The sequence below is a fragment of the Mesorhizobium waimense genome (assembly GCF_003601975.1).
Classification (GTDB): domain Bacteria; phylum Pseudomonadota; class Alphaproteobacteria; order Rhizobiales; family Rhizobiaceae; genus Mesorhizobium; species Mesorhizobium waimense.
In genome coordinates this window covers 243,779-256,072 of the sequence record NZ_QZWZ01000001.1, presented here as the reverse complement: position 1 = coordinate 256,072, position 12,294 = coordinate 243,779, and the positions used below count along the sequence as shown (strand labels likewise).

Annotated in this window: 12 protein-coding genes and 1 riboswitch; of the genes, 5 read left to right on the top strand and 7 right to left on the bottom strand. The window is 62.4% G+C overall.

Going from position 1 to position 12,294, the window contains the following annotated elements; all coding sequences use genetic code 11:
• The first annotated feature begins 106 nt into the window (after window positions 1-106).
• Together D3227_RS01280 and D3227_RS01275 are read left to right on the top strand one after the other, a co-directional pair.
• On the top strand, window positions 107-718 hold the full coding sequence (locus D3227_RS01280) for a molybdopterin-dependent oxidoreductase (RefSeq protein WP_120011877.1): 612 nt from the start codon (window positions 107-109) through the stop codon (window positions 716-718).
• Window positions 715-1,461 (top strand): FAD-binding oxidoreductase, encoded by a 747-nt coding sequence (locus D3227_RS01275; RefSeq protein ID WP_120011876.1) that lies wholly within the window; start codon window positions 715-717, stop codon window positions 1,459-1,461. Before D3227_RS01280 ends, D3227_RS01275 begins: the two co-directional genes overlap by 4 nt.
• Window positions 1,462-1,472: 11 nt before the next feature.
• On the opposite strand, the gene D3227_RS01270 is transcribed toward D3227_RS01275, so the two are convergent.
• Window positions 1,473-2,573, bottom strand: coding sequence for an FAD-binding oxidoreductase (locus tag D3227_RS01270; protein ID WP_120011875.1), 1,101 nt, complete (start codon window positions 2,571-2,573; stop codon window positions 1,473-1,475).
• A gap of 12 nt (window positions 2,574-2,585) precedes the next feature.
• The gene (locus D3227_RS01265; protein ID WP_120011874.1) at window positions 2,586-3,833 is read right to left on the bottom strand and encodes an aromatic ring-hydroxylating oxygenase subunit alpha; all 1,248 of its coding nucleotides are present in this window, start codon (window positions 3,831-3,833) and stop codon (window positions 2,586-2,588) included.
• 113 nt (window positions 3,834-3,946) lie between these two features.
• A riboswitch (cobalamin riboswitch) is annotated at window positions 3,947-4,149 on the bottom strand.
• Between the two features lie 512 nt (window positions 4,150-4,661).
• Here D3227_RS01265 and D3227_RS01260 point away from each other — a divergent pair.
• The 3 genes from D3227_RS01260 (at window position 4,662) to D3227_RS01250 (ending at window position 5,455) form a co-directional block, all read left to right on the top strand.
• The gene (locus tag D3227_RS01260; protein ID WP_120011873.1) at window positions 4,662-4,868 is read left to right on the top strand and encodes a DUF680 domain-containing protein; all 207 of its coding nucleotides are present in this window, start codon (window positions 4,662-4,664) and stop codon (window positions 4,866-4,868) included.
• A gap of 71 nt (window positions 4,869-4,939) precedes the next feature.
• On the top strand, window positions 4,940-5,146 hold the full coding sequence (locus D3227_RS01255; RefSeq protein ID WP_120011872.1) for a DUF680 domain-containing protein: 207 nt from the start codon (window positions 4,940-4,942) through the stop codon (window positions 5,144-5,146).
• A 69-nt stretch (window positions 5,147-5,215) separates the two neighbouring features.
• Window positions 5,216-5,455: a DUF680 domain-containing protein gene (locus D3227_RS01250; protein WP_120011871.1), complete on the top strand. Its 240-nt coding sequence runs from the start codon at window positions 5,216-5,218 to the stop codon at window positions 5,453-5,455.
• A gap of 103 nt (window positions 5,456-5,558) precedes the next feature.
• Here D3227_RS01250 and D3227_RS01245 read toward each other — a convergent pair whose 3' ends face one another.
• From D3227_RS01245 to D3227_RS01225, 5 genes are all read right to left on the bottom strand, one after another.
• Window positions 5,559-6,671, bottom strand: coding sequence for an ABC transporter ATP-binding protein (locus tag D3227_RS01245; protein WP_120011870.1), 1,113 nt, complete (start codon window positions 6,669-6,671; stop codon window positions 5,559-5,561).
• A gap of 30 nt (window positions 6,672-6,701) precedes the next feature.
• Entirely contained in the window at window positions 6,702-8,366 is a 1,665-nt protein-coding gene (gene bglA, locus D3227_RS01240) for a beta-galactosidase BglA (RefSeq protein WP_120011869.1), read from the bottom strand.
• 5 nt (window positions 8,367-8,371) lie between these two features.
• Window positions 8,372-9,526, bottom strand: a complete 1,155-nt coding sequence (locus D3227_RS01235; protein WP_120011868.1) for a carbohydrate ABC transporter permease — start codon at window positions 9,524-9,526, stop codon at window positions 8,372-8,374.
• 1 nt (window position 9,527) lies between these two features.
• Complete coding sequence (locus tag D3227_RS01230) at window positions 9,528-10,541, bottom strand: carbohydrate ABC transporter permease (RefSeq protein WP_120011867.1); 1,014 nt, start codon at window positions 10,539-10,541, stop codon at window positions 9,528-9,530.
• A gap of 227 nt (window positions 10,542-10,768) precedes the next feature.
• Complete coding sequence (locus tag D3227_RS01225) at window positions 10,769-12,124, bottom strand: ABC transporter substrate-binding protein (protein ID WP_120011866.1); 1,356 nt, start codon at window positions 12,122-12,124, stop codon at window positions 10,769-10,771.
• Window positions 12,125-12,294: the final 170 nt, after the last annotated feature.

Sequence of the window (12,294 nt, the reverse complement as noted above, 5' to 3'; positions counted from 1 at the left end):
CGGCGGCCAGCCTGTCGGGTCGCCCAAGATTCCTGTTGCCCGCCGAGATATCTTCGAGAACACTGGCTGCGGTCGGTTTCGGCCGCAGCGCAAACGGATACTCCCGATGGTTACCCGCGGCTTCTCTTCCGGGCGAAAGCCCCCGACGGATACGGACGCGCGCATCCCGCCCGGGCAGTATCTCGAGCAAGGCTTTCCCGTCCTGTCGGCCGGGCCGACGCCGCGCGTGCGCACCGAGGACTGGTCGTTCACGCTCAAGCACGGACCGCGGCCAATCAAGAAATGGAACTGGGCCGAGTTCAATGCGCTGCCGCTGAGCAGAATGACACGCGACATCCATTGCGTGACCGCCTGGACCAAATTCGACACGGCATGGCAGGGCGTGCTGATCGACGACATCCTCGCCGATGCCGGCATCGAGGCGCCGACCGCCTTCACATTGGCGCATTCCTTCGACGGCTACGCCACCAATGTGCCGGCGAAGGACCTTGTCGCCGGCAAGGCGATGGTTGCGCTGCTCTATGAAGGCAAGCCGATCACGCCGGACCATGGCGGGCCGGCGCGGCTCCTGGTGCCGCATCTCTATTTCTGGAAGTCGGCCAAATGGCTGAACGGGCTGCAGTTCACCGAACGCGACGAGCCGGGCTTCTGGGAATTGCGCGGCTATCACATCTATGGCGACCCGTGGCGCGAGCAGCGCTACACGGGCGACCCATGAGCGAGGCGTCGGCGGCGCAATCGCCCTGGCAGACGGCGAAAATCATTCGCATCGAAAAGCGTACGCCGCGCGTCACCAGTTTCTTCTTCAAACTGTCGCGGCCTTTCGTCCATCAAGCCGGACAGCATGTCGATGTCCGGCTGACGGCGCCGGACGGCTACCAGGCGCGCCGCTCCTATTCCATTGCTTCGGCGCCGGAGAGCGGCGGGACAATCGAGCTGGCGATCGAAAGGCTTGAGGACGGCGAGGTCTCGCCCTTCTTCCACGAGGTGGCGGCGGTCGGCGACGAGATCGAATTGCGCGGTCCGCTCGGCGGCCATTTCGTCTGGTCCGACAAAGACGGCGGACCGCTGCTCTTGGTCGGAGGCGGCTCCGGCGTGGTGCCGCTGATGGCGATGGTGCGCCACCGGACGGCGCGGAAATCTTCGGTGCCGACAGCGTTGGTGTTTTCGGCGCGGATCTGGGACGAAGTGATCTTTCGCGATGAACTGATCAACCTCGACGACCGTCGCAACGGCTTCGACCTGGTGCTGACGCTGACGCGCGAGGCGGCACGACGCCCCGAGGACTATTCGCGGCGGATTGACGCCCAGATGATGATGCAATCCATGGCGCGGCTGCCCGAGCCGCCGAGGCTTGCTTTCGTGTGCGGTTCGAACGCCTTCGTGTCGGCCGCTGCCCAGGCCTTGATCGATGCCGATGTCCCCGCCGACCTCATCCGCACCGAGCGCTACGGCGTTTGAACCGCTACGCTTCAGGCCTCGATTTCGAGCGCCGACAGCGGCTTCGAGCAGCAGGCCAGGATAAAGCCGTCGTCGATCTCGTGATCGAGAATGCCGCCAATGTGGCTCATCTCGACGTCGCCGGAGACCTTCTTGACCTTGCAGGTTCCGCACAAGCCGAATTCGCAGGCCGCTGGAATCCTGACGCCCGAGGCGCGCGCCGTCTGCAGCACGGTCTGCCCGGCAACGCATTCGGCATCGATATCCGAAAGCGCAAAGCGGATCGGGGTTGCCGCCTCGGCAGGCACTCCGGTGCCGCCGTCCGCAGGCACGGCAAACGGCGCCGGTATTTCCTCCACCGCGGGAGCGGCGAAGCTCTCCTGGTGGTATCCGGCCATGTCGAAGCCCGAGGCTTCAAGCATGCCGCGCACCGCGCGCATGAACGGATCGGGACCGCAGCAGAAGATTTCGCGCTCGCGGAAATCGGGCGCCAAGAGCGGCAGCCGGATGGCGTCGATACGGCCCATATGGCCGAACCAGCCTTCACGGCTCGACCGTTCCTCGATCATGAAGCCGAGCGACAGGCCAGGCATCCGGCTACCCAGCAATTCCAGTTCCTTGCGGAAGATGATCTCTTCCGCCCGCCGCGCGCAGTTTACGAAGCCGACATCGGTCCATGGCGCGCAGTCGTTCAGCCAGCGCAGCATCGACATCATCGGCGTGACGCCGGAGCCGGCCGATATGAACAGGTATTTCGCCGCGGGATGGCTGTGCAGCGAGAAGTCGCCCGCCGGCCCGTAGGCTTTCACATGAGCACCGGGCTTCAGATGATCGAACATCCAGCGCGTGCCGAGGCTGCCTGCCTGTGCCTTAACCGTCACCGCGATCGAGAACGGCCGCGACGGCGACGACGACAGCGTGTAGGTGCGCATCAGCGGACCGTCGGCGGTCGGCAGCTCCAGGGTCACGAACTGGCCCGGCTTGTAGCGAAACCAGGTCTGGTTGTCGGAGCGGAAGGTGAAAGTCCTGACGTCGGGCGCCTCGTCGGCAACGCCGATCACCTCCAGCACCTGCAGCCTGTCGTTCCAGGGCGCCATCTCGTCGAGGTGCCGGTAGAGCCCGAGGTCGGTCATCGCATTCACCCCTCAGGCGACGCTGCGCAGCGCCGGACGGCCGCCTTCGGCAAGGCGCGGGCCGATGAAGGACGCGTACCATTCGACGAACTGGATGACGCCGCCCTCATGCAGCTCCGAATAGGGGCCGGGCTCGTAGGCTGGCGACAGGATGCCGAAGGCGTTTTCCTCGACGATGCGGCGATCCTGGTCGTTGGTCTCGGCCCAGACATGGGTGAGTTCGGCGAGATCATAGTCGACGCCCTCGACCGCATCCTTGTGGACCAGCCACTTGGTCGTGACCGCGGTTTCCGTGGCGCTGATCGGCAGAACGCGGAAGGTCACCGCGTGGTCGATGAGGATGTGGTTCCATGTCGTTGGGTAGTGATAGTGCATCAAGGTGCCGATCCGATCGGCAGAGACCGTGTCGGACAGGTTCTTCTTCACCGCGCGCTTGCCTTTCATCGTATAGCTGACGGCGTCGCGCAGCAGCGGCGCGCGGGTGGCACGATATTGTCCGGCCGGGTCGATGCGGAACTTGCTCGGCAGGCCCGCCGCCTCGCATTTCGCCCAGTGGGCCAGCATTTCAGGGTCGCTGTCGGCGCCTTGCACGCCGGTGACCGTCGGTGCTTCCGGAAAAGTCTTGCAGAGTTCCGGATGGTTGCCGGCGCAGTGATAGCACTCGCGGTTGTTTTCCCAGACGAGCTTCCAGTTGCCCTTCTCGACGATGGTCGATTCGAAAGCGACCTTTGCCTCACGCAGCCGGTGCGGCAGCAAATAGGGCTCGATCATGGCGCGCATCGGCGCGAAGTCGGCCGGCTCCCTGGCCAGGCAGATGAAGATGTAGCCGCCGACGCTTTCGCAAGCGACCGGCTTCAGGCTGAACTGGCTCTTGTCGAAACCATCGGCCATCTGGCGGGCGAACAACAGCCGGCCGTCGAGTTCGTAGGTCCACTGGTGATAGGGACAGACGAGCTTTGCCGCCGTGCCTTTCTCGGTGTTGCAGACGCGGCTGCCGCGATGGCGGCAGGAATTGTGGAAGGCGTTGATCTTGCCTTGCTGGTCGCGCACCAGCACGACCGGATAGTCGCCGATCTGGGCGGTGATGAAGCTGCCGGGCTTCGGCAGTTCGCAGTCATGGCCGATGAACAGCCAGTCGCGATACCAGATCAGCTCCATGTCGAGCTTGAAAAATTCGGCGTCGGTATAGAAGGGCTGCTCGAGTGAATAGCCCTGCTTGCGGCCGTGCAGCAGCCTCAGCATGTCGTTGCGCGCATCCATGTCCTGTCCTCGTGTTCAAGGACTGAACTGGTGGTGATGGAGGAAAGACCGGCGCAATCCGGCGCCAGGCCGGACATGCACCATCCACCTCTTGACCGCCCACCGCGATCAGTCGAGTCTAGAAATCTCCGGCTGGTTTCCGGGCTCTGGAGTGTCCTTGCGGACGGTCGCGACACCTTCCCAGGCTTGTGGCCCAGTGGTCTCCCGTTGCGACTTGAACTCCACCACCGTTGCGGGGGCAGCGCCGGGTTTCGACCGGCTTCCCAATTCTCCGCTTCGTCGGCGACGAGGCGGCACCCGAGATGCCAAGATCTAATCACGGCGGCCGGTTCGGTGTCGGCATGAAAGCGACATCGCATCCATGCGGGCGCGACACGGGAAGGTGAATAGCGCAGCGAACTCCAGGGACGCCGATTTGGCGCTTCTGCCGCACCTGGCGCCGGTCACGAATCGCCCGCCGATCGAGCTTTTGACCGCGTCAAAATGATTAACGGTATCGAAAAGTGACTATTAGAGCATTCTAAAATCGAACCGAACGGTTCGTTTCTGTTGACGGTGCGTGCAGGACGGTGTGAACACTGGCACTCCGACACAGTTGGTGATGTGTAGGCGGCTTTTTGATAACCAATTGATAAAGTTGATAAAAGGCTCGGTAGTAGTAGGCTCTGGTACAATTTCAAGATGCAGAGTCATGGTCCAAGCGGAACAACTTCGTGATTGGAAACCGCCACCTGGCTTTCCCACATCGGAGCTGTCCGAACGACGCGATTTCCTGCCCAAGACACGCCGCTAGACGGACGGAAAAACTAAAATACTGGAGTATTAAAAATGAAAAAGATTGTTCTCACTGCCGCCGCCCTTCTGGCCATTTCCGGCAGCGCCTTCGCAGGTAGCGACAACTATGGTTCCAACGGTGCGAGCCAGCCAGCCGCCGCAGTCGACAGCGCGCACACCGCTTCGATCCAGCAGCCGGCTCATGCCGACAAGCAGCCCGTCGTTCAGGGCAGCGACCGTAACCTCTTCGGCAACAACTAAGCCTGTCCCCGGCTAAGAAAGCGGCAGGCAGGGCCTGCCGCCCGGGACATCAAAATTCAGGAATATTTGACATGAAAAAGTTCATCCTTGCCACCGCCGCCATTCTGGCCATCTCCGGCAGCGCTTTCGCCGGCAGCGACAACTATGGCTCCAATGGCGCCAACCAGCCGGCCGCTGCAGTCGACAGCTCGTACACCGCTTCGATCAAGAAGTCGGAACCGGCTGCCGAGAAGCCTGCCAACCAAGGCAGTGACCGTAACCGGTTCGGCAACAACTAACAGCCGATCCCATCAGCAAGGCGGGCATGCCCGCCATGCTTGTGGATACGAAATCCAGGAGTACCCAAAATGAAGAAGATCGCTCTTGCCGCCGCCGCGCTTTTGATTGCCGCCGGCAGCGCCTATGCCCACAACGACAGTGTTGGTTCGAGTGCCGTCAACAAGCAGACGACGGCCAACATCGACACCACGCAGACCTCGTCGGTGCGCAACACCGAGTCGCCGGTCTACAAGCTGCTGAATTCGTCGGGCGACGTGCAGAAGTCCGCCCCTCAGGGCAGCGACCGCAACCTCTTCGGCAACCACTAACCGCCGAAATCGTTACCCAAAACAAGAGCGGCGGGCTTGTAGCCCGCCGCTCTTGTTTTTGTCTTGCTCATAACCCGGAGGATCTATGTCCGGGCAGCCAGTCTCAGGCCGCCTTTGCGTCCGCCGCGAGCAACGAAAAAGAGTGCCCGTCAGCGTCGAATATATGCAGGTCGCCGGCGTCCGCGCTCAGCCGCAGCGTCGTCCCGCGCTTGACCTCGACATTGCCCGGCATCTTGGTCACCAGCGGCAGGTCGGCGCGGCCGATATCGACATAGACGAGTTGGACCTCGCCGAGCTGCTCGACATAATCCACCGTTCCCTCGAACAGATAATCCGCACCGGTGGCGATCACCAGATCCTCCGGCCTGACGCCGAAGCTGACCGCAGCACCTTTCGCCGACGCCGGCGTGGCGATCGGCACCGTCGCCTTGCGGCCGCCGACATGGCTGACGACGGTCGGGTTGCCGGTCTTGTCGATCGTCGCCGGCAGGATGTTCATGGCCGGTGAGCCAATGAACTGGGCGACGAACAGATTGCCTGGCCGCTTGTAGAGTTCCATCGGCGTGCCGACCTGCTCGATATGGCCTTCCTTCAGCACGACGATGCGGTCCGCCAGCGTCATCGCCTCGACCTGGTCGTGGGTGACGTAGATCATCGTCGTATTCGGCATCGATTCCTTCAGCTTGGCGATCTCGATGCGGGTGGCGACGCGCAGTGCCGCGTCGAGGTTCGAAAGCGGTTCGTCGAATAGGAACACTTTCGGATTGCGCACGATGGCTCGGCCGATGGCGACGCGCTGACGCTGGCCGCCCGACATCGCCTTGGGCAGCCGGTCGAGATATTTGGTCAGCTGCAGGATCTCGGCCGCCTGCCGCACGCGCTTGTCGATCTCGGCCTTGCTTTCCTTGCCGATCTTCATCGAGAACGCCATGTTGTCGTAGACCGTCATGTGCGGGTAGAGCGCATAGGACTGGAACACCATGGCAATGCCGCGCTTCGAAGGCGGCACGTCGTTCACCACTTCGCCGGCGATCTTGAGCTCACCCGAGGTGATCTCCTCCAGCCCGGCGATGGACCTCAGCAAGGTCGACTTGCCGCAGCCCGAAGGGCCGACGAAGACGATGAACTCGCCCGACTTTATGTCGAGGTCGATGCCATGGAGAATGTGCAGATTGCCGTATGATTTCTTCACTTGTCTCAGCGTGACATCAGCCATGATTTCCTCCCAGTGAATCTCATTTGCAACTCAGTCGATACGCCCGAACCAGGCGCCGTAAGCGCCGAGACGAATAGAACCGGCGCCAGACTGTCCTGAAAAGCCGTGCCCGGGCAAGGGCTGCAGCGCCTGGCTGCCGAGGGCGACCTCGGCCGGTTTGCTGCCCAGGTTGAAGACGCAGACGACCTGTTCGTTGCCCTCGCGGCGGGTGAAGGCGACAGTGTCGCCTTCACTTTCGATGAAGTCGATGTCGCCCTTGGCCAGCGCCGGATGCTGGCGGCGGAAGGCGAGGAAGCGCCGGTAGTGCTCGAGCAGCGAGTTGGTGTCGCCCTGCTGCACGTTGACGGCTTGCGAGAGATGCTTTCCCGGTACCGGCAGCCACGGCTTTGCCGTCGAGAAGCCGCCATTCCTGGCGGCGGCATCCCATACCATCGGCGTGCGGCAGCCGTCGCGGCCCTTGAACTCCGGCCAGAAGCGGATGCCGTAGGGGTCCTGCAGATCCTCGAATTGCAGTTCGGCTTCGCCCAGCCCGAGCTCTTCGCCCTGATAGATGCAGACCGAGCCGCGCAGCGACATCAGCAGCGCCGAGATGACCTTGAGATAGGCGGCCGGATCGGCTTCGCCGGCGGCCCAGCGCGAGGCCGGCCGCATCACGTCGTGATTGGAGAAGGCCCAGCATGACCAGCCATCGCTGGCGACCTTGCCGAAGGCTTCCAGTACCGAGCGCACCTTGGCGGCGCTGATCTTCTCCGGCGCCAGGAAGTCGAACGAATAGCACATATGCACGCGCTTGCCGCCGGCGGTATAGGCCGCCACCACTTCCAGCCCGCGCTGCGAATCGCCGACCTCGCCGACCGCGGCCTGTGCCGGATACTCGTCGAGCAGCGCGCGGAAACGTTCGAGGAAACCGAGGTTTTCGGGACGGCTCTTGTCGTAGAGATGGTCCTGGTAGTTGTAGGGATTGACTGCCGGCGCCGTCTGGTCGTTGCGCTCTTCCGGCGGCAGCGGCGGGTTGTTTTCCAGCCCCTGGCTGTGGAAGTAGAAATTGATGGTGTCGAGGCGGAAACCGTCGACGCCGCGCTCCAGCCAGAAGCGGGTGACGTCGAGCAGCGCGTCCTGGACTTCCGTGTTGTGGAAGTTGAGATCCGGCTGCTCGGCCAGGAAATTGTGCAGGTAGTATTGCTGGCGGCTGGTGTCCCATTGCCAGGCCGAACCGCCGAAGATCGACAGCCAGTTGTTGGGCGGTGTGCCGTCGGGTTTTGCATCGGCCCAGACATACCAGTCGGCCTTCGCATTGGTGCGGCTCGAGCGGCTTTCCTTGAACCACGGATGGATGTCGGCGGTGTGCGACAGAACCTCGTCGATCATCACCTTGAGGCCCAGCCGGTGCGCTTCCGCCGTCAAGGCGTCGAAATCGGCCAGCGTGCCGAACATCGGGTCGACGTCGCAATAGTCCGACACGTCGTAGCCGAAATCCTTCATCGGCGACTTGAAGAAGGGCGAGATCCAGATCGCATCGACACCGAGCGAGGCGATGTAGGGCAGCCGTTGGACAATGCCCTTCAAGTCGCCGATGCCGTCGCCGTTGGAGTCCTGATAGGAACGCGGATAGATCTGGTAGATCACCGCGCCTCGCCACCAATCGCGATCGATGGCGGGGTCCGGTCTCGATGTCACCTTCAAAGCCGATTGCATTACTTTCAACCTCCTTTCACCGAGCCGGCAAGCAGCCCGCGTACGAAATAGCGCTGCAGCGAGAAGAACACGATCAGCGGCACGATAATGGTCACGAACGCCGATGTCGTCAGGATCTCCCAGTCGCCGCCGCGCGAGCCGAGCAGCGCATTGAGCTTGGCGGTCAGCACGATCTGATCCCCCTCGGTACCGAGGAAAACCATCGCCACCAGCAGATCGTTCCATACCCACAGGAATTGGAAGATGGCGAAGGAGGCGAGCACCGGGAACGACAGCGGCAGCACGATCTTGACGAAGATCTCGAAATCGCTGGCGCCGTCGATGCGCGCCGATTCCATGATCTCGCGCGGCAGGCCGGCAATGTAGCTCCTGAGCAGGTAGATGGCGAAGGGCAGGCCGAAGCCGGTATGCGCCAGCCATATGCCGAGATAGGTCTTCGACGGCACGCCGAAGAAGGTACCGACGCCGTTGTAGAGTTTCAGCAGCGGGATCAGCGACATCTGCAGCGGCACGACCAGCAGGCCGATGATGACCGCGATGAGCAGCGCGCGGCCGGGAAAGCGCATCCAGGCCAGTGCGTAGGCGGCGAAGGCCGCGATCAGGATCGGGATGACGGTCGCCGGAATGGTGACGGTCAGCGAGTTCATGAAGGAACGGCCGATGCCTTCCGAAAACAGCACCGTCTTGTAATTGTCGGTGGTGAATTTCGGCGGCGCCGACGAAGCATAGTAGACGCGCTGGCCGCGGTCGCCCTCGAAGGCTTTAGGCGACTGCATGACGAAAGTACCGTCGGCGTTGAGCTGCAAGGTCACGCCGTCGCCGAGATCGGCGGTCGTGCCGGCCGGATATTGCGTCGGCGCGGCCGACTTGACGCCAAAGGCGCTGATGTTGCGGGCAGCGCCATCGCCGAAGATGTTGCCGGCAAGCACGAACTTGCCGTCCTTTTCGACCTGCGCCGAGGCCGGCGGCAATCGGCCAGCTTCGGTCTGACTGGAACTGGCGAATGAATTCCACCAGCCGGAAGCGATGATCTGGTCCTTGTCGCGCAGCGACGAGACGAGGATGCCGAGCGTCGGCACGGTCCAGATCGCCACGAAGATGAGCACCGCGATGTGGACGCCGAAGCGACTGGCAAACGACTTTCCGGTTGCGACGGCCATCTCAGTGCCCTCCCGTCTCTTTGTTGGCCTGGCGGATGTTCCAGACCATGATCGGAATGACTGCGATCATGATGATGATGGCGATGGTGGCGCCGCGGCCGAAATCGCCGCCGCCGCGGAACATCCAGTCGAACATCAGATTGGCCAGCACCTGGCTGTTCCACTGGCCGTTGGTCATGGTCAGCACGATGTCGAACACCTTCAGCACCAGGATGGTGATCGTGGTCCACACCACCGCAATGGTGCCCCAGATCTGCGGCACCATTATCTTCCAGAAGATCTGGAACGGGTTGGCGCCATCGATGACGGCGGCTTCCAGCGTCTCCTCGGGAATGCCGCGCAGCGCGGAAGACAGGATGACCATGGCAAAGCCGGTCTGGATCCAGATCAGGATGATCATCAGGAAGAAATTGTTCCAGAACGGCAGCGATATCCAGACCTGCGGCTGGCCGCCGAAATACTGGATGATGGCGTTGAGCAGGCCGATCTGCGTCTGGCCCTCGCCGCGATATTCGTAGATGAATTTCCAGATGACGCTGGCGCCGACGAAGGAGATCGCCAGCGGCAGGAAGATCAGGCTCTTGGCGATCGTGCCCCACCAGATCTTGTCGGTGAGCACGGCGATGATCAGCCCGAGGAAGGTACAGGCAGCCGGCACCACCGCCAGCCAGACGATGTTGTTGAGGATCGAGTTGCGGAACTCGCGGTCGCCGAAAGCCCATTCGTAGTTGGCGAAGCCGACGAAATTGCCGCCGCCGCGATCGAGGAAGGACAGCCTTAGCGTCTCGACCACCGGGTAGATCAGATAGATGGTGAGGATGATCATGGCCGGGCCGACGAACAGCCAGGGGCGGATCATTCCCTGCCGGCGCAGATTGTCGATGGCTGCGGCACCCTGGACGCCGCGCGACGGGAAAATGATGTCCACAAGCTTGTTGGCGCCCCAGAAATAGGCGACGCAGCCGCCAACGCCGACGATGATGACGAATATGGCCGAAAAAATCTGAGCCGCCATGGGTCCCTCTCCCCTGCGCATGATCCGCCAATCGAGAAAAAAGCCTGGATCACGAGCCGATTCAGTTGTGAAGCGCGAGCCGGTGCCAGGCGGGTACTCGCCGCGGCAGGCCACGCTTCATGCCGGAACTCTATGCTTCACGAAAAACGCTACAGTCGGGCTGACGGTGGGACCCGGGCCAACGCGGCCCGGATCCTGTCAGGACGGGTAAGCCTGCCATCGGCGGCTTACTTGATGGCGTCCCAGCTCTTCTGGATGTCGGTGGCGACATCCTGGGCCGACTTGCCGCCGACCAGGTCGATCATGCCGGTCCAGAAGGAACCGGCGCCGATCTTGCCCGGCATCAGGTCGGAGCCGTCGAAGCGGAAGGTCGAGGCATTGGCCAGGATCTCGCCCTGCTTCTTCAGCGCATCGCTGGCATAGGCATCCTTGTTGACGCCCTTGAACGGCGTCACGAAGCCGCCCTGAGCCATCCAGATCTCATGGGCGAGCGGCATCTTCAGGTATTCGATGAAGGCACGCGCGGCCTTGCTATCCTTGGTGATCATGGCGAGCGTGCCGGCGCCGAGCACCGGGGTGCCAAGCTCAGGCTTGGAGGCGTAGGGCGGGAAGTAGAAGAAGTCGGCGTCCTGGCCGAGCTTCGTGCCTTCCGGGAAGAAGGTCGGGATGAACGATGCCTGGTGGTGCAAATAGCATTTCGGCGGCACCGCGAAGAGACCTTTCGGGCTGTCGCGGAAGTCGGTCGCGGCAACCGCCTTGGCGCCGCCGTCGACCATTTTGTCGTCGGTGGCGATCTTGCCGAAGATGTCGATGGCGTTGACGACCGCCGGATCGTTGAACGGGATCTCGTTCTTCACCCACTTGTCGTAGGTTTCCGGCGGCTGGGTGCGCAGCATGATGTCTTCGACCCAGTCGGTCGCCGGCCAGCCGGTGGCGCCGCCGGAGCCGAGCCCGATGCACCATGGCGTGCCGCCGTCGGCGATGATCTTCTTCTCGAGTTCGGCCAGCTCTTCCTGAGTCTTCGGCACCTTGTAGCCGGCTTCCTCGAAATTGTCGGGCGAGTACCAGACCAGCGATTTCACGTCGGCCTTGTAGGGGAAGGCGAAGAAGCCCGGCTTGCCGTCCTTGTCCTTGAAGGTGCCGAGGTCGACCCAGGACTGACCGGCGCCGTAATTGTCCTTGACCCATTTGGCGGTGTCGTCGCCGAGCGGCGTCAGAAGACCCTTGGATGCCAGGTCCTGGATCAGGCCGGGCTGCGGCAGCACGGCGATGTTGGGCGGGCTGCCGGCCTGGGTATCGATGACGATCTGCTGTTCGTAATTCTCGGACGAGGAGTACTTGATCTCGACGCCGGTGGCGTCCTGGAAATACTCGAGAACGGTGCGGATTAGGCCCTCGTCCTCGCCGCGCCACGGCCCGAAGATGGTCAGCGTCTCACCCTTGAGATCGACTTTCTTCAGCTCTTCGTAATTTGCCCAGTTGAAGCGGGGATCCTCGCCCGGCTTGAACTTCAGTTCGGCTTGCGCCGGCAGGCTCAGGGCGAGCGTTGCGAACGCAGCGCCCAGCAGAAGCATTTTCTTCATCGCTATTCCTCCCAGTGGTCATGAACACCCGGACGGAACCTCCATTCCGCCCGCCGACGCCGCAGGACTGTGACTCAGTCAGAAAGGAACCGCAACCTTTCGAAGAGTCTTCCAAAGCGCTTTGGTCTTTTTGATCTCGCCATTGAATCGCTCGGGAGTCAAGAGGGCCA